Annotated in this window: 21 protein-coding genes; 15 read left to right on the top strand and 6 right to left on the bottom strand. The window is 39.7% G+C overall.

The window, feature by feature from the left end; translation table 11 throughout:
* Positions 1–47: 47 nt before the first annotated feature.
* The 6 genes from hypB to hypF form a co-directional block, all read right to left on the bottom strand.
* On the bottom strand, positions 48–959 hold the full coding sequence (gene hypB / locus M0R16_06260; GenBank protein ID MCK9612488.1) for a hydrogenase nickel incorporation protein HypB: 912 nt from the start codon (positions 957–959) through the stop codon (positions 48–50).
* 39 nt (positions 960–998) lie between these two features.
* Positions 999–1340, bottom strand: coding sequence for a hydrogenase maturation nickel metallochaperone HypA (gene hypA, locus M0R16_06255; GenBank protein MCK9612487.1), 342 nt, complete (start codon positions 1338–1340; stop codon positions 999–1001).
* 10 nt (positions 1341–1350) lie between these two features.
* Positions 1351–2367, bottom strand: a complete 1017-nt coding sequence (gene hypE / locus M0R16_06250) for a hydrogenase expression/formation protein HypE (protein MCK9612486.1) — start codon at positions 2365–2367, stop codon at positions 1351–1353.
* 92 nt (positions 2368–2459) lie between these two features.
* Positions 2460–3545: a hydrogenase formation protein HypD gene (gene hypD / locus M0R16_06245; GenBank protein ID MCK9612485.1), complete on the bottom strand. Its 1086-nt coding sequence runs from the start codon at positions 3543–3545 to the stop codon at positions 2460–2462.
* A 24-nt stretch (positions 3546–3569) separates the two neighbouring features.
* Positions 3570–3818: a HypC/HybG/HupF family hydrogenase formation chaperone gene (locus tag M0R16_06240; GenBank protein MCK9612484.1), complete on the bottom strand. Its 249-nt coding sequence runs from the start codon at positions 3816–3818 to the stop codon at positions 3570–3572.
* Between the two features lie 98 nt (positions 3819–3916).
* Positions 3917–6175 (bottom strand): carbamoyltransferase HypF, encoded by a 2259-nt coding sequence (hypF, locus tag M0R16_06235; GenBank protein ID MCK9612483.1) that lies wholly within the window; start codon positions 6173–6175, stop codon positions 3917–3919.
* 471 nt (positions 6176–6646) lie between these two features.
* On the opposite strand from hypF, the gene M0R16_06230 reads away from it, so the two are divergent.
* From M0R16_06230 to hydG, 15 genes are all read left to right on the top strand, one after another.
* The gene (locus tag M0R16_06230; protein ID MCK9612482.1) at positions 6647–7948 is read left to right on the top strand and encodes a PAS domain S-box protein; all 1302 of its coding nucleotides are present in this window, start codon (positions 6647–6649) and stop codon (positions 7946–7948) included.
* Between the two features lie 7 nt (positions 7949–7955).
* On the top strand, positions 7956–8594 hold the full coding sequence (locus M0R16_06225; GenBank protein ID MCK9612481.1) for a response regulator transcription factor: 639 nt from the start codon (positions 7956–7958) through the stop codon (positions 8592–8594).
* 117 nt (positions 8595–8711) lie between these two features.
* On the top strand, positions 8712–11510 hold the full coding sequence (locus tag M0R16_06220) for a hypothetical protein (GenBank protein ID MCK9612480.1): 2799 nt from the start codon (positions 8712–8714) through the stop codon (positions 11508–11510).
* Positions 11511–11529: 19 nt separating this feature from the next.
* Positions 11530–12024, top strand: coding sequence for a T9SS type A sorting domain-containing protein (locus tag M0R16_06215; protein ID MCK9612479.1), 495 nt, complete (start codon positions 11530–11532; stop codon positions 12022–12024).
* A gap of 20 nt (positions 12025–12044) precedes the next feature.
* A complete protein-coding gene (locus M0R16_06210) occupies positions 12045–14069 on the top strand; it encodes a DUF1566 domain-containing protein (GenBank protein ID MCK9612478.1) in 2025 nt (674 codons plus the stop codon).
* 20 nt (positions 14070–14089) lie between these two features.
* A complete protein-coding gene (locus M0R16_06205; GenBank protein ID MCK9612477.1) occupies positions 14090–15817 on the top strand; it encodes a DUF1566 domain-containing protein in 1728 nt (575 codons plus the stop codon).
* A 346-nt stretch (positions 15818–16163) separates the two neighbouring features.
* The gene (locus tag M0R16_06200) at positions 16164–16544 is read left to right on the top strand and encodes a response regulator transcription factor (protein ID MCK9612476.1); all 381 of its coding nucleotides are present in this window, start codon (positions 16164–16166) and stop codon (positions 16542–16544) included.
* A 15-nt stretch (positions 16545–16559) separates the two neighbouring features.
* On the top strand, positions 16560–17060 hold the full coding sequence (locus M0R16_06195; GenBank protein ID MCK9612475.1) for a response regulator: 501 nt from the start codon (positions 16560–16562) through the stop codon (positions 17058–17060).
* A gap of 45 nt (positions 17061–17105) precedes the next feature.
* The gene (nuoE, locus tag M0R16_06190; protein ID MCK9612474.1) at positions 17106–17576 is read left to right on the top strand and encodes an NADH-quinone oxidoreductase subunit NuoE; all 471 of its coding nucleotides are present in this window, start codon (positions 17106–17108) and stop codon (positions 17574–17576) included.
* The gene (locus M0R16_06185) at positions 17573–19492 is read left to right on the top strand and encodes a 4Fe-4S binding protein (GenBank protein ID MCK9612473.1); all 1920 of its coding nucleotides are present in this window, start codon (positions 17573–17575) and stop codon (positions 19490–19492) included. Before nuoE ends, M0R16_06185 begins: the two co-directional genes overlap by 4 nt.
* Positions 19493–19505: 13 nt before the next feature.
* Complete coding sequence (locus M0R16_06180; protein MCK9612472.1) at positions 19506–21230, top strand: NADH-dependent [FeFe] hydrogenase, group A6; 1725 nt, start codon at positions 19506–19508, stop codon at positions 21228–21230.
* 33 nt (positions 21231–21263) lie between these two features.
* Positions 21264–23258: an ATP-binding protein gene (locus M0R16_06175; GenBank protein ID MCK9612471.1), complete on the top strand. Its 1995-nt coding sequence runs from the start codon at positions 21264–21266 to the stop codon at positions 23256–23258.
* A 1-nt stretch (position 23259) separates the two neighbouring features.
* The gene (locus M0R16_06170; protein ID MCK9612470.1) at positions 23260–23658 is read left to right on the top strand and encodes a response regulator; all 399 of its coding nucleotides are present in this window, start codon (positions 23260–23262) and stop codon (positions 23656–23658) included.
* An 11-nt stretch (positions 23659–23669) separates the two neighbouring features.
* Positions 23670–24800, top strand: coding sequence for an ATP-binding protein (locus M0R16_06165; protein MCK9612469.1), 1131 nt, complete (start codon positions 23670–23672; stop codon positions 24798–24800).
* Between the two features lie 28 nt (positions 24801–24828).
* Positions 24829–26256, top strand: a complete 1428-nt coding sequence (gene hydG, locus M0R16_06160) for a [FeFe] hydrogenase H-cluster radical SAM maturase HydG (protein ID MCK9612468.1) — start codon at positions 24829–24831, stop codon at positions 26254–26256.
* The last annotated feature ends 110 nt before the right edge of the window (positions 26257–26366 follow it).

Genomic DNA, 26366 nt, shown 5'->3' with positions numbered 1-26366 from the left:
TGTACGACACCAGAAAAAAAAATCCGCAGGCCTATTGAAAAAAACGCTTATCCCATATTCTTTTTTAACCAGGCATACCACGCATCCATTCCCTGGCCGGTTTTGGCAGATAATTCAAAAAACTCCAGGTGGTGGTTTATCCTCAAGGCGTATTCTTTGGCTTTTTCAACATTAAAGTCCACATAAGGCAGCAGGTCTGTTTTGTTGATAATGCAGATATCGGAGCTGTGAAACATGTGTGGGTATTTCAGTGGTTTGTCATCGCCTTCGGTAACACTGATCACCACCACGCGGTGCGATTCGCCTAGGTCGAACATGGCGGGACAAACCAAATTGCCGACATTTTCAATGAGAAGAATGGAATTATCTGACACATCAAGTTGTTTCACGGCTTTGTTTATCATTTCTGCGTCAAGGTGGCAACCACTTCCGGTGTTAATCTGAATTACCGGGACTCTGGTAGCGTGGATGCGGTCAGCATCGTTCATGGTTTGCTGGTCGCCTTCAATAACGAAAAACGATAATTTATCTTTTTGAGCTGCAATAGTTTTTTCAAGTAAGGTAGTTTTTCCGGAACCCGGTGAACTGACCAGGTTGATGGCTTTAATTTTTTTTGCTTCAAAATAGCCACGGTTACGCTCGGCCAGCATGTTATTTTTGTTTAATATATCATGCTCTATTTTAAATTCTTTTTCATGCGTATGCTCATGCTGATAACTGTGGTCTGTATGTTCATGATTGTGGTCGTGGTTGTGGGTATGCCCGTCATGAGAATGTTCATGGGAATATGAATGTTCATGATGATGGCTGTGATGTTCATCGCCATGATGATGTTCATGCTCATGAGAATAGTGGTGTTCGTGGCCGTGTTCGTGCGAATGTTCGTGAGTATGTTCTTCTCCGGGCTTGTGGTAGCTCACGCCGGCATTAGGGTCGTTGCAGCCGCATGTATCACACATAATTTTGTTTTTTTAAGTTTGCTACAAAGTTACTAAAAATCAGCCAGTGATGATGGATTTGATGTGTAATTCTTTTCCACTGACAATTTCGGAATCTATGGACTGACAGGCAGGGCAGGGGGTGTACCAGTCGGGGTTTTCAAATTCTTTGTTACAATTATTGCATATGGATTTTCCAGTGACTTCGTTTATTATTATTTCAGTCGATTCCAAAACAGTGTCTTTAACAGCGAGTTCGAGGGCAAATTTAAGACTTTCGGTAACCACTCCAGACAGTTGCCCGACTTCAAGTTCTATCCGTTTTATTTTTTCTGTTTTATGTTCAGTAGCAAATTCTTCAGCGAATTCGATGATGCTTGTTGCTATAGATAACTCATGCATAGAATATATTTTAACAGATTCTCGGTAGTTGTTCCCCTGCCAGCATATCAATAATCCGTTTTCCTCCGATGCCGGTTTGGAGTATAGTTTTCCCAGGATGATTTTCAACAATAGAGCCGATTATTGAAGCATCTTTACCAAGTTCATTTTTTTGTAGAATTTGCAATGCCTTTTCCGCATCGTTTTCGGCAATTACCATAATAACTTTGCCTTCGTTAGCTACATAAAAGGGGTCAAAACCAAGCAGTTCGCAAATGCCACGGACATTTTCCTTTACAAGAACTTTTTCTTCAAGAATTTCAATGCCGAAGTGTTTGTTTTCAGCGAGCTCGCATAAAACTGTGGCAATGCCTCCGCGTGTGGCATCGCGCATAAATTTCACATGGCACCCTGCATTCAGCACCTCCTGGATTAAATGATTCAGTGAAGCACAATCGGATTCAATCGTTGTGTTGAAATTGCCAAAATTCCTTGCAGCCATTATGGTCATGCCGTGGTCGGCAATGCCGCCGTTGATTATGATTTTATCTCCGCTTTTTATTTGTTGGCCAGTGCTGATATGTTTGTATTTTTCATCAAGCAAACCGATACCCGAAGTGTTTATAAAAATTTTGTCGCATTGACCTTTATTTACAACTTTGGTGTCACCTGTAACTATGGTTATCCCTGCCTTTTGTGCTTCTTCAGCCATGGTGGTAACAATACTTTCAAGGTCTTCAAATGACAGGCCTTCTTCGATGATAAAACCTGTACTTAAAAATTTCGGTACAGCACCGGAGACTGCCAGATCATTTATGGTACCACAAACAGCTAATTTACCGATATTGCCACCTTTGAAAAAGATGGGGTCAACCACATACGAGTCTGTAGTATAAGCAACTAAAGAAGAATTGAGTTCCAGCAAAGCTGAATCGCTCTGATTATCAAGTATCGGATTCTTAAAATTTTTATAGAAAAGATTTTTTATCAGTTCGTGTGATAAGCGTCCACCGCTTCCGTGGCCGAGTTGGATAGTTTTGTTGTTCATTGTTTTTTGGGAGTATTTAAGAATAATTCGTTAGTTGCTAGTTACTTGTTGTTAATTTCTGGCCGTATCTGTTCACATTTTTGGATCCACACTCACACTCTTTCAGCATAATTGAAATAAGCAGCGCAAGCTCCTTCGTGGGAAACCATGCAGGCGCCTACAGGGTTAGCAGTAGTGCATACTTTGCTAAACAGTTTGCAATCGGTGGGTTTTTTCAGCCCTTTCAGAATTTCTCCGCAAATACATCCTTTGTCTTCTCGTGTTTTTTCCACTTCAACAGCTAGCATTTTTTCAGCATCCATGTGCCGGTATTTTTCAGTGAGTTGTAAACCGCTATTTTGTAATATCCCCAACCCCCGCCACCAGTCGGCGCGTGCTTCAAAAACGTCCGAGATAATTTTTTGTGCTTTTACATTTCCTTCGTAATTAACGGCTCTTTTATATTGTATTTCTACTGAAAATTTCTTTTCATTCACCTGTTTGAGAAGCATAAAAATAGATTGAAGTATATCCACTGGCTCAAAGCCGGATATAACACAACCAATATTGTATTTTTGTTGTATGGTGTCATACAATTTTGAGCCGGTAATTACACTGACATGCCCGGGAGCGATATAACCGTTAATTTTTATTCCTTCTTCAATAATGGCTGCCATTGCGGGAGGCATTACTTTGTGAGAACTGAAAAGGTAAAAGTTTTTCAGCCCTTCTTTATAAGCATTCAATATGCCGGCAGCGGTACTCGAAACGGTAGTTTCAAAACCGATACCAAGAAAAATGACTTTCTTTGTATGATTTTCTTTTGCGATTTTTATCGCATCGAGTATGGAATACACAATGCGGATGTCAGCCCCCTTACTTTTTTCTATACTCAATATTGAACTTGAGCCGGGGACCCTTATAAGGTCGCCGAAAGTAGTGATGATGACATTGGGCAAACGGCTGTATGCCACGGCACGGTCGATATATTTGCGGTCGGTAACGCACACAGGGCATCCGGGACCTGACAACAGCCTTACTTCATTGGGCATCAGTGAAGGGATACCGAATTTCTGTATCGCCCAGGTATGCCCGCCACAAACTTCCATCAATGAAACTTCCTGAGTAGCCAACTCTTTTATTTTTCTGACAAGTATTTTTACGTGTTCAGAATTACGGTATTCGTCAATGTATTTCATTGAAACTGCATTGTGATAAGGTAATTATTGATTTTTTTCTTCAGCATCTATCTGGTCTTCAAGGGCATCGAGTTCTTTTAAAATTTTGAAAGTTTCCAAGGCTTCTTCTTCGCTGATTTTCTGTATAGCAAATCCGGTATGCAGCAATACATAGTCTCCGGGATTTACTTCATCAAGAAGTTGGATTGATGCCTCATATTCCGAGCCTCCGGCTGATACCAATGCAGTATCGCCATTAACAGAAATCACTTTGGATGGGATGGCTAAACACATTTATTTACTTATAAATTTAAATTTATGTGCAAAGTTACGAAATGTTATTAATAAATAACCCCGCCTGGATTCGACCGGGTACAGCAACCTTCGGGGCTTTAAAATGGATTTATTTGTTTCAGCCTGTTTGCTGCAACTACAATTTGTCCTAGCGCAATACCACCATCATTAGAAGGAACTTTGGTGTGGATAAATACTTCAAATCCGGATGCAGCAAGTTTATTTTCAATGTTTTCTGAAAGGAATTTGTTTTGGAATGTTCCACCGGACAATGCAATTCTATTAATACCAAGATCGTTTCTTATTTTTATAACTGTTTCTAAAACGATATTAACAATAGTGTTGTGAAACTTTGCAGATATAACTGAAGGACTGATTTTCTGTTTCAAATCTTCAATGATCTGCAGAAAAGTATCTTTAAAAACAATGGTCTTATTGATACTAAATGAGTATGAATCTCTGCAATTACTGTCAATGATGGATTCCAACCGCATGGGTGCTTCGGCGTGGAATTTACTATGAGTGCAAATGTTTATAAGGGCTGCAACCGCATCAAACAACCTGCCAGAGCCAGAAGATAAGGGGCAGTTGATTTTTTTATTAATGGCTTCGCAAACCATTTCTACTGAGTTGGTATCAATATTCTTTAAAAACTCAAGTTCGTAATACAGAAATTCTTTACCAAAGTATGAATGTAAGTAAGAGACTGCCATACGCCAGGGTTCTTCGGTGGCTTTATCACCGCCGGGCATGGGCATATAATCAAAATGAGTATATCTTTTGAAATTGTTCAAATCACAAATCAGAAATTCGCTGCCCCAGATATTTCCGTCTTCTCCATAACCGGTTCCGTCCATTGCAATGCCAATCACTTTTTCGTCAATTACGTTTTCGGCCATACAAGCGACAATGTGGGCGTGATGGTGCTGCACCTGTATCAGGGGTAATTTAGTTTCTTTTGCGTATTTTGTTGAAAGGTAATTGGAATGCAGGTCGCAGGTAACAACTTTGGGCTCAAACAAAAAAAGTTTACGGAAACGTTCCATGGTCTCGCAATAAAATTCGTATGTTTCAAAATTTTTCAGATCGCCGATGTGTTGGCTTAGAATGGCTTTGTTCCCTTTTCCTATTGCAAAACAATTGGTGAGTTCAGCGCCGGCAGCTAAAATACCTTCCAGATAATGATTTGTGTTGATAGGGCGAGGTACATAACCTCTTGATCTTCGGATGATTCTTTCTTGGTTGTTTGTTACAAAAACTACAGAATCGTCATTTCTGTTGTAAATCTCTCTGTTGTATGTCAGAGTGGCGTCGGTAATACAATTGAGTTTTTCTAATGCTTCATCGTCATTTGTGATAATGGGCTCATCGGAAATGTTGCCACTGGTAAGAACAATAGCTGGAATTGGTAAATGTTGAAAAAGTAAATAATGAACCGGCATGTATGGAAGAATGCACCCGAGCGTATCAAAACCCACATTTACAGAGGATGCGAGGTTTTTTTTCTGTTTCAGCAGAACAACAGGCCTACGGAAAGACAACAGTACTTTTTTTTCATGTTCATTGACAAAAGCAAAATCATGGAGTGTGTCTATGGTTGAAAACATCACTGCAAAGGGCTTGCCTTCCCTGTTTTTGAGTTTTCGCAAACGTGCAACGGTCTCTTCACACTGAGCATCGCAGGCAATAAAATAACCGCCCATACCTTTGATGGCAACGATTTTTTTACTTAGTATCAAATCTGAAAGTTTTGACAGAATTTCGTTTATCCCATTTACTTTTTCATTGCCGATGTGTAAGGTATATTCAGGCCCGCAAATGCTGCATGCCACTGGCTGCGCATGAAAGCGACGGTCGAGAATGTCGGTGTATTCTTTACGGCATTGCGGACACATATCGAAAGGCCTCATTGTAGTTTTCTCGCGGTCGTAAGGAATGTTTTGAATAATGGTGAAACGAGGCCCGCAGTTGGTGCAGTTGATAAAAGGGTAATCAATACGATTGGCTTGTTTTGTCATATCTTTAAGGCACTCGCCACATACAGCTATGTCGGGGCTGATGTCTGTAATTTCATCAGAAATGCTTCGGCTTTTTAATATTGTAAAGTCGTTAAAATCTTTGAATTGCGATTCTGCGACTGAAATTACATCAATTTGAGAAGCTTGCGGAGCATTATTTTTTAACTCTTTAACGATGTTATTCAGAGTAAACTCATTGCAATTGATTTTAATACATACTCCATCATTACGGTTTTCAACACTGCCACTAAGATTATATTGCTTTGCTAAACGGTACACAAAAGGCCGGAAACCGACTCCCTGGACTAACCCCTTGATTTTAATTGTATAAGTGTTCATCTTATTTTTTTACTCCAGTATATACATTCGGCTCTAAAACACTTTTATTTGTTGTATTTAATATTAGGAATATTAATAATAATCAATTTTATTGTTTAATGATTTTATGTGACTAATTAATTATAATTGATGCATCCAATCACATGGGGCAAAACTAAGCAATTTTATAGAAACTGATTTATTAAAACTATTCAATTGATTGGTATGTTTAATTTATAGAATGATAACAAACCTAATGTGTTTTATTATAAAAAAACTCAAGGATTTGGTGTAGATGTACATTCATATTAGTTTTTTTGATGTTGAGTTTTTGTGATTTATTATGACGTACAATAAACGAATTTGATGATATTATGTTTTTTAAACAAATGTTGAATTATCATTTTATTTTTAAAATGCCAGATTATTATGGTGACGGAAAAATAAATAAATCTTTATAAATGACTAAATTTGTACTGAAATTAATAAGAAATGGTTCTTAATTTAATTATCCTGATTCTTACTGCGGTTGTGCTCATTTTCACACTCGTGTTTATTTTCCGCATGCTCGATTATGTTAAAAGCCGCAGGTCGTGGATAATAATTGGAGTTGCAATGGTTTTACTGATCATTGCACAGTTCATCGAAATATATAATTTGTACTCACAAAGCAATCGTTCAACAATACTCACTGTTTATTTTATTCTCGTATTTATTGTGGCAATCCTTTTGTCTGTTGGTGTGCTTCGCATAGGGAACCTTTTGCGTAATGTTAAGAAGGCGGATCAGCGAAGGATTGAATCGGAAAACCGTTTTAAACTATTGTTTGATAATTCCGGAGATGAGATTTTTCTGGCTGATTTTGATGGCAATATCATTGAAGTGAATCACGAAGCCATTAAACGGCTGGGTTACACACGAAAAGAGCTGATGAAAAAGAATTTTGCCGATATTAAAACACCCAAATATATTCCATTGGTCAAAAAGAACATTGATTTAATCATTAAAAACGGCCATCATATTTACGAAACAGAACACATTGCAAAAAATGGCTCTGTGATTTTTCTCGAAGTGTCCAGTCGTGTGATTGATTATTTCGGGAAGAAGGCCATTCTGAGTTTAGCACGTGATATTACAGACCGCAAGGAAATTGAAAGAAAAATTGCTGCCACAATCATTGAGACTGAAGAACGGGAGCGGCAGCGTTTTGCTGCCGACCTGCATGATGGCTTGGCCCCACTTTTATCAACAATAAAACTTTACACCGATCTTCTAAAAAAAGGAAACTTTAATAAAATCAGTCCGGCTGAAACATTACAGGCAATAGATGAATTGGTGGATAAAGCAATTGTTTCCACACGCGAAATTTCAAACAACATCATGCCCAGCATCTTACACGATTTTGGTTTACCCGTAGCTGTCAAAGATTTTTGTAATTATATAATCAACACTCAGTCGGTAAAAATCAAGCTTGATGCGTCACAATACAAACTCACCGGGCCGAGAATTGAAGAAACGGTTTTATTTCAGAGCATCAAAGAACTGGTGAATAATTCGCTTAAGCATTCAAAGGCAAAGAATATTGAGGTGTTTCTGGAAAGCAATGACAATCAGGTTAACCTTTATTACAAAGATGACGGCATTGGGTTTGACGTGGAAGAAAAACTGCAACAACCTACCGGCCTTGGATTAAATAATATTGTCAACAAAATAAAAACCATCAACGGACTCTCTATGATCAAGAGCAAAGAAGGAGAAGGAATGTCGGTGTTGATTACTTTAAATGTAAAATAATTTTAGTATGAATATTATCAGATTAATTATCGCTGACGATCACGAAATTTTTCGCAAAGGACTTCGTATAATTCTTAATGAGATGGATGAAGTGAAAGTAATTGGCGAAGCCCAGAATGGCCATGAACTTTTTGATATCCTCAAAAACAATGAAGCAGACTTGGTGTTGATGGATATACGCATGCCTGTGATGGACGGCATTGAGGCTACACGCAAAATTGTAGAAAAATACCCCGAGGTCAAAGTGATTGCACTGACCATGTTTGAAGAGATCAGCTATTTCAATCAGATGATAGAGGCCGGTGCAGAAGGGTTTCTTCTGAAAAAAACGAACAAAGATGAGCTGCAACGGGCCATTAAACAGGTGATGCAGGGAGAAAATTATTTTTCCGAAGAATTTATCAGCAATGTAAACAGGGTGCAAAGGCCTGCTTCTCGTATAGCCGGCGTTGAACTTACAGAACGCGAACAGGAAGTGCTAGAACTTATATGTAAGGGAATGTCAAATGCAGAAATATCAAAATATCTGGGAGTAAGCAGCCGCACAGTGGATGGGCATCGTGCCAATCTGTTGGAAAAAACCGGCGCTAAAAATTCACCGCATTTAGTGATGTTTGCAATAAAAAACGGGCTGATAAAAGCATAGTCTGTAACATTTGTATTCTTTTAAAATTCAACAAAGCCACATCAATTTACTCGAAATTTTTACGTAAGTTTGTATCTTAACATAAAGATATTTATTTATCCATAAAGTTCTAATAAAATGAAATTCATAATCCGATATTTTTCTTTGCTCATATTTATATTAAATTTTTATAATGTTAAACATTTAATTGCTCAGGCACCCTCTCATATTAATTTTCAGGCAATAGCTACTGATGATGATGGCCACCACTTACTAAATACTAATTTACAAATTCGTTTATCATTAATTGACAGCGCTCAGGGGGGAGTTTTGGTATATCAGGAGTTACGCGCTGTGCAAACCAACAACTTTGGTTCTTTTTCATTTCAGATTGGACTCAACCCCAGTTTTACACCGGTAGGAATTTTTAAGAATATTAATTGGAGAACCGGAAATAAATATCTGAAGGTAGATTATGACCCAACCAATTCATTGAATTTTAACTTAAGTCTCGGAATGATAAAAATAGTTTCAACTCCCTATGCTTTCTCATCGGATAATTTGAAATATATTGACATAAGTGGGGTACAAGATGGTCAAACCTTAATTTACAATGCTGCTTCAGGTGTATTTTATCCGGGTACTTTGCAAACCGGAAGTTTGAGCTCCGGCTCGGGTATAAACATTACCGGAAATATTATTAGCAATACCGGTGATTTAAGCAATACGAATGAATTGCAAATTCTCAGTAAAAGCAACGACACCATTTTTTTGTCAAATGGAGGTTTTGCTGTTATTCCACCACAGGGTCAAGTTACTTTGCTCAAGCCATTTGTCAATATTATGTCTGCAACTGCTATTCAGTCAACTTCAGCAATACTTAACGGTAAAGTAAATCCCAATGGTATGGCTGCCTACACTGAATTTGAATGGGGGCTCACAACATCATACGGCAATTCTCTTGTTGTTAATCAAAGCCCTGTTACCGGCCAATCATTAATCAACGTAAATGCAACATTAAGTAATCTTGATAATGGTACCACTTATTACTTCCGCATAAAAGCATGGAATGCAGTTGGCGATTCAGTAAGTGAAGGAGGTAGCTTTACCACAGCAACATCTCTTCCTGATGTTACTACTACTTCTGTTTATGCAATTAAAGGAAATACCGCATTATCGGGAGGCATAGTTAATAATAACGGTGGATTACCCCTGACGGCAAGAGGCCTTTGCTGGAGTACTTCACCCAACCCCACCATTTCTAACAATTTTACAACTGATGGGACTGAAACCGGCGCTTATAATTCTCTTATTACTGGACTTGATACATGTACTTTTTATTATGTTCGGGCTTATGCTACCAATGCAATGGGTACTGCTTATGGCAATGAGATAAGTTTTAATTCTGGTTATTTGGTGGGTAGTACGTATGCGGGGGGATATGTGATTTACAATGATGGAAACGGATTTGGTTTGATTAGTGCGCCGGTTACCTGTGGAGTTACTGCGCCCTTTGGCTGCGAAGGCACCCTGATTGGTACTGCCACAAACATATATTCCGGAGAAGCCAATACCGAAAACATTGTAGCTGTATGCACCACTAATAATGCAGCATCGGTTTGCCGGAATTTTGTTTATAATGGTTATGACGATTGGTATTTACCCTCCAAAGACGAACTAAACCTGATTTATTCAAATTTAATTGCTCAAAATATAGGAGGTTACATTATCGGCAATTATGTGAGCTCAAGTGAGTTTGATAACAATAATGTCTGGTATCAGAATTTTGTTGCAGGAGCACAGATTTCTTTTAATAAAGACTGGCAATGGTATAACATTATCGCGGTTCGTTCATTTGCGACAGCATGTGCAGTGATTGCTGCCCCCGAAATAATTACACTATCGGTTTCTCAAATTACGACTACTACTGCAAGATGCAGTTCGAAGATATTAAACAACGGAGGTGGCTTTATAAGTGCCCGTGGATTTTGCTGGAGTACATCTCACAATCCTACAATTACGGGCAGTTTTAGCTTAAATGGCACCGGCAATAATGCTTTTTCGGGAAATATTACTGGCCTTTTACCTAACACTACATATTATGTCAGGGCTTATGCTACCAATACCGCCGGAACCGTTTATGGCAATGAATTAAGTTTTAAAACTATTGCAACGAATGAAACCGTTATTACCAAACCGGCAATAGCAGTATCTGGTGCAAGGGCTACCACAGGTGGGCATATTTTCGATGATCTTGGTTCCCCCATTACATCCAGGGGCATTTGTTATCGTACTTCACATTCCCCAACTCTTTCCAATCTGATTATTTATTCCGGCGCAGACACAGGTAGCTTTACAATCATTATGAGAGACTTAAATCCTCATACTACCTATTATGTGAAGGCATTTGCCATAAGTGCAAATGATACGGTATATGGCAATGAAATTACTTTTACTACCACAGGACAGATGATTATCGGGGACCATTTTCAGGGAGGAATAGTTTATTATGTTGACTCGGCAGGAACACAAGGATTAGTGGCTGCTCTTACCGATCAGGCACTCAATCTGGAGTGGGGGTGTTTCGGTTCGTATTACGGAGCCAACAGCACATCTTTGTTTTCCGGCCAATCCAATACCACATTAATAGTTAACGGATGTTCAACTCCCGGGATTCCGGCCCGTTTGTGTGATGAGTTGGTTAGTAATGGTTATAGTAACTGGTATATGCCTTCAAAAGATGAACTTTACCTGATGTACACTAATTTATTTTTAACCGGACTCTGTACGTTCAGTAGTGACTATTATGGCAGTTCTACTGAACTTAACGGCAATGCCTTCTATGGATATAGTTTGACAACCGGATCTTTGGGCGTTTTAAGTAAGTTAACCACGCCCATAAATGTAAGAGCGGTAAATTCCTTTAATACTATGTAAAATATCAAAACTAAAATGTATGAAAAAATATCTCATCATTATTATTGTACACGCTTTAGCAGTAATTAATGTGCAAGCTCAATCACTCGACCATGTTGTTGTTTCATCGGGCGGGCTTGCAGGCGACACTCTTAATGCCACATTGGGAGAAGTATTTGTTTTCTCAATCAGTAATAACGATATATCTATTAATGCGGGTTCGCAAAGCGACCTTGGCAATACCGGAACTGCATCTAATAACGAAATACAAAATAATAACCCGGGAAATAACATGTTGCTGTATCCAAATCCGGTTAAAGATTATGTTAATTTACGAGTTGACGGGCTAAAGGAAACAAATGTTTCATTTCAGGTTTTTGACATCAATGGGAAAATTGTTATGTCACAAAATATGTTTTCAACAAACAAAATATTCACACTCAATGTCCAGATGCTTATTGAAGGCACATATATCTTAAGCGGAATTACACCAGAAGGGCAAAGTATCGGCAACATAAAATTCGTGAAACAATAACAATACATAATGCAATTAATATGGAATTAAAACATAAAATACCTCTGCTTTTTCTACTATTTAATATCGCTTGTTGCTGGTGTAGTCTGTTTGGACAAGTTCCGGGGGGAATTAATTTTCAGGCAATAGCTCGTGATATTACAGGCAATCCATATATAAACAGTGATATTCAGGTCAGGTTGACTGTTATTGACAGCGCAATTGGCGGAGCTCTCATTTATCAGGAACAGCGTACTCTGAAAACCAGCAGCAATGGAACCTTTTCCATTATTTTAGGACAAGATCCGGACATAATTAATAACGGAGATTTCAATTCAATAAACTGGCAGAGTGGGAACAAGTATCTAAAAATTGATTATGATCCAACCAATTCATCAAGTTTCACTCTAAGCCCTCTAATGATGAAATTTTCTTTTGTTCCGTACGCTTTTTTTGCTGATAATGTAATTTACATTAACCCTGAAGGTGCTCAGCAGGGGGATTTGTTATATTTTAACGCTTCTTCCGGCAAATTTGAACCGGGCAATGAAGGTTATAATGCAGGTATTGGGATTTCTCTCAATAATAACACCATTTCTAACGCAGGAGATATAAACAATACCAATGAATTACAGACTCTGAGCATCCATGGCGATACTTTGTTTTTAAGTAACGGCGGATATGTTAGACTGCCTTATGCTTTTCCATCCAGTTTTTCCCCGCCACTTGCAACAGCATTGCCGGCCTGTGATGTACAACCTTATACAGCAACTATTAACGGAAAAGTAAACCCGAGAGGGTTGACATCACAGGTGGATTTTGAATGGGGATTGAATACAGGTTATGGCCAGGTTATTGTTGCACAGCCAGGTGTAATTGAAGGATTTAATGATGTTTTTGTTTCTGCCCAAATAGTGGTAAAATCAGGAACTACGTATCATTACAGAATTAAAGCTACTAATGCTGTTGGCAGCAGTTATAGTAATGATATGCTTTTTGTTTCTGCATTTTCTGTACCCGAAATTATCACTCAGGAGCCAAGCTCAATAACCAGCACCGGGTTTATCGGAGGAGGTGATGTCGTTTGGAATGGCGGAATACAGCTCATTGATAAAGGGCTTTGCTGGAGTACTTCCCCACATCCTACCACAGCGGATAACCATACATCAAACGGAGCTGGAAACGGACAATTTACTACAACGGTTTCAGGCCTGATACCCGGAACCACTTATTACATCCGAACCTATGCTATTAACAGCTTAGGTACTGCTTATGGCAATGAAGTAACTTGTACTACAAATGAAGTTTTATGTACATTAACCACAACTGCAATATCAGCAATAACACCATCAACTGCCCTTAGCGGCGGAACAATTACCATGAACGGCGGTGGACAAATTCTTCAAAGAGGTGTGTGTTGGTCTACAACCCCCAACCCAACCATCGCAGATATTATCTCAACAGATGGTGTTGGAAGTGGCGTTTTCACAAGTTCATTAAACGGGTTGGAAACCGGAAAAACCTATTATGTAAGGGCGTATGCCACGAACAGTGCCGGGACATCCTATGGCAATGTATTAAGTTTTACAGCAGCAGCGGTTACTGTGGGAGATACATATCAGGGTGGGGTTGTGGCCTATTTGCTTGAACCCGGCGACCCTGGGTATATAGCAGGAGAAATACATGGAATCATCACAACCCCTTACGACCTGGGGAATTTTTCTTATGGTTGTATGAATACTAACCTGCCAGGCGCTGAAGGGTATGAAATAGGTACAGGAGCTCAAAATACACTGGATATAATCACCAACTGCAGCGAAACAGATATTGCAGCAAAAAAGTGTGCCGACCTGATACTCAATGAGTATTCCGACTGGCATTTACCCAGTATCAATGAATTGTCAAAACTTTATACCCTATGGAGTATGGGAGGATTGAGCTATTATATGCTGAGCTCAACGGAGATGGATGAGTATATGGCTTATGGATTTTACTTTTCAGGAAACTGGTCAATATCTGTTACGAAAAATGGTACAATGGCCGTACGCGCAGTCAGACTTTTTTAGAAACCTGAAAATTATATAAGATGAGAATACTAAAAATCATAAAACCAGGCATCCTGTTAATTCTGATGATCTTTTGTGGGTCAATGTATGCCCAACTACCTCAGGGTATCACATTTCAGGCCATTGCCAGAAACAGTAGCGGAAATCCTATGTCTAATACTAATTTGCAGATACGGCTATCTATCATTGACAGCGCGCAGGGAGGAACCACGGTTTATCAGGAACTCAGAGCAGTTCAAACTAATACACAGGGGGTATTTTCGTTTGAAATTGGTGTAAACCCAAACTATGTGACAATCGGAAACTTTAGTGCAATAAATTGGACCAGCGGAAAGAAATACCTGAAAATAGATTATGACCCGACAAACACATTCACTTTTTCGTTAACACTAGGCACCGTGGAGTTTTCAAGTGTCCCATACGTTTTTACTGCTTCAGGTGTAACATACATTGATCCGTCAGGTGCACAAAACGGAAACATACTTACTTACAGTTCTTCGGCTGGAAAATTTCAACCAGTAACAAATCCGAATCTTAATTACAATGCAGGCACAGGCATCTCTATTTCAGGTAATACTATTTCTAATACAGGAGATCTGAGTAATAGCAATGAATTACAGACATTGAGCATCAGCAACGATACTATTTTTCTTTCAGATGGTGGTTTTGTTAAGATTCCGGTTTCAAACACAAGTTATTCTCCTATACTAATAGCACTTCCAGCAACAGAAATTCAGTTGTATTCTGTTAAAATGAATGGTACAATTAATCCAAGAGGGTTAATCACTCAAGCGATGATTCAATGGGGCACCTCAACAAACTTCGAAGACACTATACTTATTACCCCACCTCCGATTTCGGGAGTTACAACTTACTCTTTCAGCATTCCGGTTACTCTAAATGCAGGTACAAACTATTATTACAGAATAAAGGCAGCTAATGCGGCCGGTACATCTTTAAGCAACAATATCTCATTTTCAACACCATTTCTGATTACTGAAAATATTCAATCTGTTACACATAATTCAGCTATCAGCGGTGGTGAAATAGGCAGTGACGGAGGATATCCGATAACTGCCAGGGGAGTTTGCTGGAGTGTTACGCCTTTACCAACAATCCAGAATAATTTTACCGATGATGGTACAGGGACAGGTGGTTTTTCAAGTTATATAACCGGCCTTACACCCGGAACTACTTATTATCTGAGGGCTTATGCTACCAATAGCCAGGGTACCATGTACGGAAATGAGCTAACATTTACCACTTCACTTATTGGAAGCAGCTTTCAGGGGGGCATAATTGCATACATTTACCAACCCGGTGATATTGGGTACATATCTGGAGAAACACACGGAATTATTGCGGCCCCTTCTGATCAAAGTACCTCATCATCATGGGGCTGTGCAGGAACAGCTATAGGTAATACATCCACAGCTTTAGGTAGCGGGATGGCAAACACTTCGAGTATTGTGAATGGATGCGCTGATTTGTTTTCTGCTGCCCGTATATGCAGCGATTTAGTTCTCAATGGCTACAGCGACTGGTACTTGCCATCCAGAGACGAGCTAAGTTTATTATACGCAAATAAAGAGGCCATAGGGGGATTGGGAGGTTACGCCTACTGGAGTTCCTCTGAAGGAGACAGCAATAATGCCTGGGGAGTTATTTTCGATGGGTGGAATTCAGGGGCTCAAAGCAACGACCTTAAAGATTTTCAAATCAATGTCAGAGCCATACGGTCATTCTAAACCAAAGTAAATACCGGCGGATGCTTTTTTAACGTAATTCAGCTGTAAGACTTCAAAACTTTTAAAACTTTAAAGTCTTACACACCCGTAAAAATACCTGGTCAGAAAAAATCTTATTTTTTTTTACATTTTTAGTGTTCAGATTTTCTGGAAGTTAAAAAAAATTGCAAAAATTTTTAAGTTTTTTTCAGGTGTAATACTTCCATTAAAACTCAAGCTAATTCAGCGCTGCAAAATTCCTGTCAGGTATTTCTACCTGAATGGCTACCTGCGGCTTTTACTCTTACGCAGCCCATATTGCCATAGTAATTTTGTATCATCAAAAATTACAAAAATGATCAGGGTAATGATAGTAGATAACGAAGAAGCTTTCCGAAAGGGGCTTAAAACTATCCTCCTTAATATTGGTGATGTTGATATTGTTGCAGAAGCCTCCAATGGAAAAGAGTTTCTTGAACAACTTGATTGCTGTGAAGCCGACTTGGTATTTATGGATGTCAAAATGCCGGTGATGGATGGATTGGAAGCAACACGCAGAGCTAAAGCTACTTATCCGGAATTATCAATTATAGCATTTTCTTCTTATGATACACAATATTATGGAGAAAGGATGATGAACGCGGGGGCTTGTGCTTATCTTTCGAAATCTGCCGACAACTATGATATGTTGGCAGACATAATCAGCAAATTAAAAACCGGAAATTTTTCCGGAGTAAATAATCATTAATAAATAAACAAAGTTATGGAAACAAAAAAAATTTTAATCGTTGATGATGACATTGATGTTATCACCATTATTCAAACCATTCTTCAAAAAGAAGGATACAAAGTCATTGCTGCTAATGACAAAATAGAAGGAATGAAAAAGATCAGGGAAGAAAAACCTGACATGGCCATTCTTGATGTCATGATGACCACTCGTTACGAAGGTTTTGAGCTGGCAAAAGAAATTACCGATGATCCGCAATTATCGAAAATGCCGGTGCTGATGCAAACTTCCATCGACATCCTGACCACTACAAAGCCGGATGTACAAGCCATGGCACGTGAGTTCAGAAAAAATCCCGGATTTAAAGATTTGCACGTCATTCTGGTAAAAGACATCAATACAGGTAAAGCCGGAGTGGATTATCTTTCCGAAGACGGAAAAAGCATCTGGTTCCCGGTGGATGGTTTTATCAGAAAACCGGTTGATGCCAAAAGATTACTCCCTGAACTGAAACGTATTTTTGACGAAAAATAATCTTAGCTATTAACAATTTATAAAAAGTAGCAACACAAATTTATTATGGAAAAAGCAATTGATAAAATACTTGAAAACTACGAAAACTGCAGCAGGGACTCATTGATCCCGCTTTTACAGGAAATTCAGGAAAAAGAAGGCTATTTATCCGAAGTAGCAATTGTTAAAACCGGACTGAAGTTGAAAATACCTACCAGCAAAATTTACGGTGTTGCTACATTTTATAATCAATTCAGGTTTGAACCTGTTGGGAAATACCATATTATGGTATGCCGCGGTACAGCCTGTCATGTCCTCGGATCTGCCACCGTATTGCAGGAATTGGAATCTATTTTAAGAATTAAAGCCGGACAAACCTCCCGCGACGGACTTTTCAGTATAGAAGTCGTGGCTTGTATCGGCGCTTGCGGTCTTGCCCCGGTGATAAACATCAACGGCGAGTTTTTTGCAAAGGTTACTACCGATAAATTAAAAGAAATAATTGAATCATTCAGAGCTAAAGAACAAACGATATGAACAATTCAGTAAAACAATACCTTGAAAATCTGGCTGCCGGAAATGATGCGGCGATCAAAACCGGATTATTAGCAAAAAAGACAGGTAAAGAGAAAGCTGCCATTTTTATTGGCGCAGGAACATGCGGACTAGGGGCAGGAGCAGCAAAAACAAAAGCTGCTATAGAGGAATATCTTAAAACCAATAAAATGGAAGCCGACATTGTGGAAGTAGGCTGCATAGGGTTCTGTGCTGTCGAACCCATCATGGATGTCAGGCTGCCGGGCAAAAACAGGATATCTTTCGGAAAAGTTACCTTTGATAAGGTTAATGATATCCTTAGCAATGTTATCGCCGGAAAAATTATTCCGGAAAACCTCCTCGGTCAGTTTATGAGCGATGAACTAAAACCATGGCCCGGTGTTAATGATATTAACCAGCATCCGTTTTTTGTCAAGCAAAAACGCCTGGTGCTTAAAAACTGTGGTGTTATTAACCCAGTGAGTTTTGAAGAATATATTTCACGCGGAGGATACGCTGGCTTTATAAAAGCTGTCAAGACCTTGTCGCCTGAAGATGTAATCTCCACTATTGAAAAAAGCGGCCTTCGCGGGCGTGGAGGTGGCGGATTTCCCACAGGAACAAAATGGAGATTGGCATTCAAAACTCAGGCCGACCAGAAATACATGATTTGTAATGCTGACGAAGGCGACCCCGGCGCTTTTATGGATCGTGCCGTTATCGAAGGCGATCCCCACCGGCTCCTTGAAGGCCTTGCCATAGGCTCGTACGCCATCGGCGCTACAGTGGCCTATATATATATCCGTGCCGAATATCCTCTGGCCATTAAGCGCCTGAAGATAGCTATCAAACAGGCTGAAGAATATGGCTTGCTTGGTCATAATATTATGAATACAGGATTTGACCTGAAAATAAAAATAAAAATGGGCGCCGGTGCTTTTGTGTGCGGCGAAGAAACAGCCCTGATGCACAGTATCGAAGGTTTCCGCGGAATGCCAAGTCCTCGTCCCCCTTTCCCCGCTGAAAGTGGTTTGTTTGGAAAGCCAAGCATAATCAATAATGTGGAAACTTATGCCAATGTCTCCGAAATCATTTTGCGGGGCGCTGACTGGTTTAGTTCTACCGGTACCGAAAAGAGTAAAGGAACAAAAGTGTTCGCCCTTTCAGGAAATGTGAAAAATACAGGTCTTGTTGAGATTCCTATGGGAACAACGGTTCGTCAGATAATTTTTGATATTGCGGGCGGTATTGCTTTCGACAAAAAATTCAAGGCCGTTCAAATTGGAGGTCCTTCTGGCGGTTGTATCACCGAAGAGAACCTCGATATTCAAATTGACTATCAAAACCTGATAGCAGCAGGCGCCATGATGGGTTCCGGAGGTTTGGTGGTGATGAACGAAGATACCTGCATGGTGGACATCGCTAAATTCTTTATGGATTTTATCCAGCGTGAAAGTTGTGGAAAATGTATTCCATGCCGTGAGGGAACTAAGCGCATGCTCGAAATTCTTCAGAGTATCACTTCAAAACCTAAACCCAATGACAACAGAGATGCCCTCGAACGCTTTCAGGGTGTTTTACAGCTCGAAAAACTGGCAAAAGTCATTAAAGAAACATCGCTCTGTGGTCTGGGACAAACGGCTCCGAATCCGGTGTTAAGCACCCTTCGTTATTTTCGCCATGAGTACGAAGCTCATGTTTTTGAAAGAGTCTGCCCTGCCGGAAAATGCACCGACCTGAGAAAATTCCGTATTTTAACAGATAAATGTACCGGCTGTACAGTATGTTCAAAAAAATGTCCCACCTCAGCAATTATTGGAACCCGTAAGGCTCCGCATTTTATCCAGGAAGATAAATGTATCGGCTGCGGCGCTTGCCACGAAGCATGTAAATTTGAAGCTATTGAAATGATTTAAAAATTAGGATATTATGAGTTTGAATATTGAAATAAACGGAAAAAATTATAACGCTGAAAAAGGCGAAACTATTTTGACAGTGCTTAACCGCAATGGTATAAAAGTGCCTACACTATGCCATATGAAAAAATTCATTCCTTCGGGTGCCTGCCGTATGTGTGTGGTAGAACTCGAAGGTAGCTCAAAGCTGGTAAGTTCCTGTTCTTTTCCTGTCAGCGACGGGATGAAAATTAACACCCGCTCACCACGTGTTCTCGAAGCACGCAAAACCATTGTTGAACTGCTGCTGTCGAACCATCCCGACGATTGCCTCTATTGCGTGAGAAATGCCAACTGCGAACTGCAGCACCTTGCAAAAGAATATCATGTGGTAGACCGCCGTATTCATGGCATGAAGAATAAACACAAAATGGATCATTCCAGCCTGAGCATCATCCGCGACCCGGCAAAATGTATACTTTGCGGGCGTTGCGTAAGGGTGTGCGAAGAAGTAATGGGTGTGTCATGTATCGAATACATCAATCGTGGCAGCAAAACACTCATAGGCACATCAATGGGCAAGGGTCTCAATACATCCAGCTGTGTCAACTGCGGACAATGTATTATGGTGTGTCCTACAGGAGCTCTTTCGGAGAGAAACCAAACATCGGAAGTTCAGGAAATTTTACACAAAAAAGAGAAAGTGGCTATTGTTCAGTACGCCCCATCCATTTCAGTTTCATTGGCCGAAGAGTTCGGTATGAAACCGGGGCAGGATATTAACGGTATCCTCAATGCCGCCCTGCGTAAAATGGGATTTTCATTTGTATTTGATACAACCTTTGGAGCCGACCTTACTATTATGGAAGAATCTTCAGAGCTGATAGATCGTATCGTAAAGGGAAAAACCATGCCTATGTTTACCAGCTGTTGTCCGGCCTGGGTGAAATATGCCGAAGAATTTGCTCCGGATTATTTAGATAATCTTTCAACCTGCAAATCTCCGCAGCAAATGACAGGAGCTATCATAAAGAGCTATTTTGCAAAACAGGCAAAATTAGAACCCAAAGACATTATCTCTGTGTCTATCATGCCTTGTACAGCCAAGAAATTTGAGGCGCAGCGCGATACCATGGGACGCGAAGGAATTAACGATGTGGATATCGTAATGACCACCCGCGAATTAATCGAATTGATAAAACTCTACGGAATTGATATGCATAATATCGAACCTGAACTTACGGATTCGCCATTGGGTGTGCGTAGTTCGGCTGGTAAAATATTTGGTGCTACCGGAGGTGTTATGGAAGCCGCTCTCAGAACTGCCTATAAACAGCTCACAGGCAACGAACTAACTAATTTTAAAATAAATGCTGTTCGCGGACTTAAGGGTCATAAAGAAGCACGTATTAAAATTAATGACCTTGAGATAGGAGTGGCTGTTGTAAGTGGACTGGCCAATGCAGGAAAACTGATTGAAGAAATCAGGAATGGCCGGAACGACCTCCATTTTATTGAAGTGATGACTTGCCCTGGTGGATGTATCGCAGGCGGCGGACAGCGCATTGGAATAACCGAAGAAGTTATCGAAGCACGTATGAATTCTTTATATGAAATAGATGACAAAGAAACATTGAAGGTTTCACACAAAAACCCGGAAATTGTTGAATTATACTCTAACTTCCTGGGTGAGCCGCTACAGCACAAAAGTCATGAACTATTGCATACAAAGTATTTCAAACGCGAAGTTCTTTTGTAATTTAAATGATTTGCATTATAATAAAACAGGGCAATGGGTAATCTGATTAATAATGAGCTGGTATACACCGTTAAAGACCGTTGCAGGGTTTGTTATACCTGTGTCAGGGAATGTCCTGTTAAAGCTATCAAAATAATTAACGGGCAGGCAGAAGTCATTTCATCACGTTGTATCGGGTGTGGTAATTGTACGAAAGTGTGCAGCCAGAAAGCCAAAGTTTTTGTGGATACGATAGCGCCAGTAGAAGAATACCTGGCTGCTAATGAAAAAACTGTAGCCTGCGTTGCTCCGAGTTTTCCTGCCGAATTTGCGGAGATTTCCGATTACAGGAAACTGGTCGGTATGCTTCGCAAATTAGGTTTTACCTGGGTGGTAGAAGTCGGTTTTGGCGCCGATATGGTGGCTCACGAGTATGAAAAGATGCTGAATGATATGAATGCTCCCAAAAGCATTTCGTCCGACTGCCCGGCTATTGCATATTATGTAAGGCATTATCATCCCGAACTGATTGAATCATTGGCCCCCATCGTTTCACCAATGGTGGCCATGGTACGTGTGATAAAGAAAAAGTACGGCGAGGATGTAAAGACAGTTTTTATCGGACCCTGTATTGCTAAAAAGGCGGAATCTAACGAGGTCGATCAGGTAATAACTTTTATTGAACTCCGGAAAATGCTGAAAAAAGCAGGTATTTCACACGAGAATATCAAACCCTCTGATTTTGACCCGCCTTTTGCCGGGAAAGCTTCAATATTTCCTGTAACACGTGGCAAGCTGCATTCCATCAATAAAACCGATGATATTTGTGAGGAAAACATCATAGTGGCCTCAGGAAGAGTGCACTTCAGAGAAGCAATCCGCGAATTTGAAGAAGGTCTCAATAAATCACAACACCTCGAGTTGCTATGCTGCGAAGGATGTATAATGGGGCCCGGCATGTCATATAACAATATGTTGTTTACCAAAACCACCAAGATCAGGAACTATGTGAAGCAAAAGATGAAAGTTCTGGAAAAAGACAACTGGAAAAAAGAGTTTAAAGAATTTAAGAACCTGGATTATTCGCAGCATTTTAAGCCGGCCGACCGTCGTATTCCATCCCCATCTTTAGAAGCTATTGAGCAAGTGCTCGAATCCATGGGAAAGATAAAAGCAGAAGACCATCTCAATTGCGGAGCCTGCGGATACGATTCGTGCATAGAACATGCCATTGCTATCGTAGAAGGCTTTGCCGAAGTGGAAATGTGTCTGCCAAACACCATTGAAAAACTTCACAGTTCAGTAAAGGAACTCAATCTTTCCAATGAGAAACTGGCAAGTGCACAGCAATCGCTGCAACAGTCTGAAAAATTGGCAACTATGGGTCAGCTTTCGGCAGGTATTGCACACGAATTGAATAACCCCCTGGGAATAATTACCATGTACAGCAACATCCTAAAAGATGAAGCTCCTGCAGATAGCCCTGTCCGGGATGACCTTGAACTTATTGCCGAACAGGCCGAACGCTGCAAAAAGATAGTAGGAGGATTGCTCAATTTTGCCCGTAAAAACCAGGTGAAACTTGTTGAAACAGATATCCTGAAGTTTACCAAACATAGTGTTGATTCAATAATATTACCCAAAAATATTGAAGTTGAAGTCAAATCTGGTCTGACAAATCCCTATGCTTTTATTGACAACGACCAATGGATGCAGGTACTGACCAACCTCGAAAAAAATGCCATTGAGGCTATGCCCGGTGGTGGTAAGATAACAATTTCGCTGAGTGAAAATAATGGTGATATAGAATTTTGGGTGGCAGATACGGGCGTAGGCATATCAAAAGAGAGCGTCGATAAATTATTTACACCATTTTTCACTACTAAACCCATAGGAAAAGGAACAGGGCTTGGGCTACCTCTGATTTATGGCATTGTGAAAATGCATCATGGACAAATTAATATTGAAACCAATGATAACCCTGAAACAGGACCTACTGGTACTTGTTTTAAAATAAAAATACCGAGAAATATTAATAAAAATAATTAAAATGACAACGAAAGATAAAAAAACGGTTTTAATTGTCGATGATGACATCGATAGTTTGGCTCAATTAACATTGCACATGAAAAATATGGGTTTTGATGTGATTGCAGGAGAGTCTCAAAAAGAAGGTGAGGAACTTATCAATAAAACAAAACCTGATCTGGCCATTTTCGATCTGATGATGGATAACAAAGACAGTGGTTTTATTCTTAGCTATAAAATGAAAAAAAAATATCCGGACGTGCCTGTGATTATAGCTACTGCTGTGACGGCTGAAACAGGAATGATGTTTGGTCTTAATTCCGATGAAGACAGACAATGGATCAAAGCGGATCTCTATCTGGAAAAAGGTATACGTTTCGACCAACTGCAGGTTCAGGTCAATAAATTATTGAAACTTTAAAAAAAAATGTTATGGCAATACTGAAAGTATTGATAGTGGATGATGAGCAAGGAATACGTTCCGGCTTGACAAGAATACTGAGAAATTTCTCTGTTGATTTTCCTTTTATTGAAGAAGCCTTTACTTTTGAAACTATCGAGGTTGAAACCGGCGAAGAAGCCTTAACTTATCTGGACTCCACTCCAATAGATATAGTCCTTCTCGATAATAAACTTCCCGGTATTCATGGAATAGAAGTGCTGGAATATATCAATCAAAAAAATATTGATACTACGGTAATGATGATCACTTCTTATGCTTCACTTGACCTTGCTATAAAAGCAACCAATAACGGCGCTTATAATTTTGTGCCAAAGCCCTTTACACCCCAGGAATTGAAAACTGCGATGGAAGGTATAACCAAGCATCTCTATCTGAGCCGGATGACCAAAAAACTTAATGAAGAGAGCAAGCAGATACGTTTTCAGTTTTTATCGGTATTGTCGCATGAACTAAAATCACCTATCAATGCTATCGAAGGATACCTGCGTATCATGCAGGATAAGCAGGTTGGAAACGACCTCAGCGATTATGAACAGATGATTGAACGTTCGCTGGAACGTATCAGGGGTATGCGTTCACTGATCATGGATATGCTCGACCTGACCAAACTTGAAAACGGAAAAAAGAAACGGGAGATTACAAAAGTTGATATTGTGCAGATGGCCCAGATGTCAATTGATACAATAACTCCATTGGCCATTCAGAAAAATATAAAAATATTTCTCGATTCCAACGAACCAAATATATTCGTTAATGCTGATACAAATGAAATAGGAATCATTTTTAATAATCTTATTTCTAATGCCGTTAAGTATAACAAGCCAAACGGAACCGTTGAATGCAAGATTATCACCGATGATAATAAAATAAAAATTTCTGTCATTGATACCGGCATTGGGATGAGTGAGGAGGAAATTTCGAGGCTGTTTCAGGAATTTTCACGTATTAAGAATGAGAAAACAAAAGGAATCAGTGGAAGTGGTCTTGGACTATCCATTCTTAAAAAAACTGTCGAAGAATACTACCATGGGACTGTTTCAGTAACCAGCAAACCTGATATTGGAAGCAACTTTACCGTGGTTATTCCTAAAAACTATTAATGAATAAGATTTCAGAAATGAGGGCAAAATGAAATTCACACCTGAAAAATATAAAATACCAGATGTGCCGATGCAGCCTTTTATTGATGCTGATGAAATTGAGAGTTATCTTAATAATTCAGTATCCACAAAAGAATCTGTTAGGGAAGTTATAGCGAAGTCACTTTCAAAAAAACGCCTGTCGCTGGCCGAAACTGCCATTCTGATTAATACTACCGACCCTGAACTTGTTGAAGAGATAAAAGATGGAGCGAGGCAACTGAAAAAATTGGTGTATGGCAACAGGATCGTACTATTTGCCCCTCTGTACATCGGTAATAAATGTGCAAACAACTGCACCTATTGTGGTTTCAGAGCTTCTAATACGTCTGCAAAAAGGGTAACTCTCACCGACGAAGAGATTGTTAATGAGGTGAAATCGCTGGAAGATAATGGACAAAAAAGATTAATTCTGGTTTATGGCGAACATGCACAATACAACCCGGAATTCATTGCCCATACTGTTCGTCTTGCATATTCTGTTAAGAAAAACAATGGCGAAATAAGACGAGTGAATATTAATGCCGCCCCACTGGATATAGAAGGGTTTAAGATTGTTAAAGAAGCAGGTATAGGCACATTTCAGGTATTTCAGGAAACGTATCATCCCGAAGCTTATAAAACGTATCATCTCAGGGGTAAGAAAGCCGATTACGGCTATCGTCTCACCTCTCTCGACCGTGCTCAGGAAGCGGGGCTGGACGATGTCGGCATAGGCGCATTATTCGGATTATACGACTGGCGATTTGAGGTAATGGGACTGGTGCGTCATACCAACCATCTTGAGGCTTGTTATAATGTCGGGCCTCACACAATTTCATTTCCACGCATAAAAGATGCTTCGATGCTCAGTATGGGTGATAAATATTTTGTAAGTGACAGTGATTTTGTTAAACTGGTAGCGATACTCCGTCTGGCAGTGCCTTACACCGGAATGATTTTGACTGCCCGTGAACCTGTTGAACTGCGCAATGAAGTGATACAATTCGGTGTTTCTCAGATTGATGGCGGAACAAAACTGGAATTGGGCAGCTATGCAGAAGCAGATCATAAAGAACAGGATTTAAACAGAGGTCAGTTCAGGATCAACGACAGCAGAAGTCTGAGCGAGATTATCTCTGAACTGTTAGATCAGGAAATGTTGCCGTCGTTCTGTACAGCTTGCTACAGACTCGGAAGAACAGGTGAACATTTTATGGAATTCTCTGTGCCCGGTTTTATCAAACGTTTTTGTACTCCAAATGCAATACTGACTTTGTCAGAATATCTGGTAGATTATGGTAATGAAATAGTTGCGGAGAAAGGATGGAAACTCATTGAAAAAGAACTTCATGCTATGGATGATGAAAAGTATGTGACCGAGATTCGGAATAGAATAGAACAAATAAAAAGTGGTAAAAGGGACTTGTATTTTTAGTACACAGAATAGTAAAGTTGAAAGAAGGAATCAGGAAGTAGCATAGACAAATGTAAAAAATTAATATTCGATAATAATTATGAGCAAGGGCAAGGATTTAAAACCTCATA

It is taken from the genome of Bacteroidales bacterium, from assembly GCA_023228145.1.
GTDB lineage: Bacteria > Bacteroidota > Bacteroidia > Bacteroidales > CAIWKO01 > CAIWKO01.
The sequence above is the reverse complement of the archived record's forward strand: the minus strand, read 5'-3'. Positions and strand labels throughout refer to the sequence as shown.

What these genes read in the sequence shown, in the direction of transcription:
- M0R16_06220 (MCK9612480.1), top strand. Translation starts at nt 8,712, where the DNA reads ATGAAATTCATAATCCGATATTTTTCTTTGCTCATATTTATATTAAAT.
- M0R16_06225 (MCK9612481.1), top strand. Translation starts at nt 7,956, where the DNA reads ATGAATATTATCAGATTAATTATCGCTGACGATCACGAAATTTTTCGC.
- M0R16_06240 (MCK9612484.1), bottom strand. Translation starts at nt 3,818, where the DNA reads ATGTGTTTAGCCATCCCATCCAAAGTGATTTCTGTTAATGGCGATACT.
- hypF (MCK9612483.1), bottom strand. Translation starts at nt 6,175, where the DNA reads ATGAACACTTATACAATTAAAATCAAGGGGTTAGTCCAGGGAGTCGGT.
- M0R16_06180 (MCK9612472.1), top strand. Translation starts at nt 19,506, where the DNA reads ATGAGTTTGAATATTGAAATAAACGGAAAAAATTATAACGCTGAAAAA.
- M0R16_06215 (MCK9612479.1), top strand. Translation starts at nt 11,530, where the DNA reads ATGAAAAAATATCTCATCATTATTATTGTACACGCTTTAGCAGTAATT.
- M0R16_06175 (MCK9612471.1), top strand. Translation starts at nt 21,264, where the DNA reads ATGGGTAATCTGATTAATAATGAGCTGGTATACACCGTTAAAGACCGT.
- hypE (MCK9612486.1), bottom strand. Translation starts at nt 2,367, where the DNA reads ATGAACAACAAAACTATCCAACTCGGCCACGGAAGCGGTGGACGCTTA.
- M0R16_06195 (MCK9612475.1), top strand. Translation starts at nt 16,560, where the DNA reads ATGGAAACAAAAAAAATTTTAATCGTTGATGATGACATTGATGTTATC.
- M0R16_06185 (MCK9612473.1), top strand. Translation starts at nt 17,573, where the DNA reads ATGAACAATTCAGTAAAACAATACCTTGAAAATCTGGCTGCCGGAAAT.
- M0R16_06210 (MCK9612478.1), top strand. Translation starts at nt 12,045, where the DNA reads ATGGAATTAAAACATAAAATACCTCTGCTTTTTCTACTATTTAATATC.
- M0R16_06205 (MCK9612477.1), top strand. Translation starts at nt 14,090, where the DNA reads ATGAGAATACTAAAAATCATAAAACCAGGCATCCTGTTAATTCTGATG.
- hypA (MCK9612487.1), bottom strand. Translation starts at nt 1,340, where the DNA reads ATGCATGAGTTATCTATAGCAACAAGCATCATCGAATTCGCTGAAGAA.
- M0R16_06170 (MCK9612470.1), top strand. Translation starts at nt 23,260, where the DNA reads ATGACAACGAAAGATAAAAAAACGGTTTTAATTGTCGATGATGACATC.
- hydG (MCK9612468.1), top strand. Translation starts at nt 24,829, where the DNA reads ATGAAATTCACACCTGAAAAATATAAAATACCAGATGTGCCGATGCAG.
- hypD (MCK9612485.1), bottom strand. Translation starts at nt 3,545, where the DNA reads ATGAAATACATTGACGAATACCGTAATTCTGAACACGTAAAAATACTT.
- hypB (MCK9612488.1), bottom strand. Translation starts at nt 959, where the DNA reads ATGTGTGATACATGCGGCTGCAACGACCCTAATGCCGGCGTGAGCTAC.
- nuoE (MCK9612474.1), top strand. Translation starts at nt 17,106, where the DNA reads ATGGAAAAAGCAATTGATAAAATACTTGAAAACTACGAAAACTGCAGC.
- M0R16_06165 (MCK9612469.1), top strand. Translation starts at nt 23,670, where the DNA reads ATGGCAATACTGAAAGTATTGATAGTGGATGATGAGCAAGGAATACGT.
- M0R16_06200 (MCK9612476.1), top strand. Translation starts at nt 16,164, where the DNA reads ATGATAGTAGATAACGAAGAAGCTTTCCGAAAGGGGCTTAAAACTATC.
- M0R16_06230 (MCK9612482.1), top strand. Translation starts at nt 6,647, where the DNA reads ATGGTTCTTAATTTAATTATCCTGATTCTTACTGCGGTTGTGCTCATT.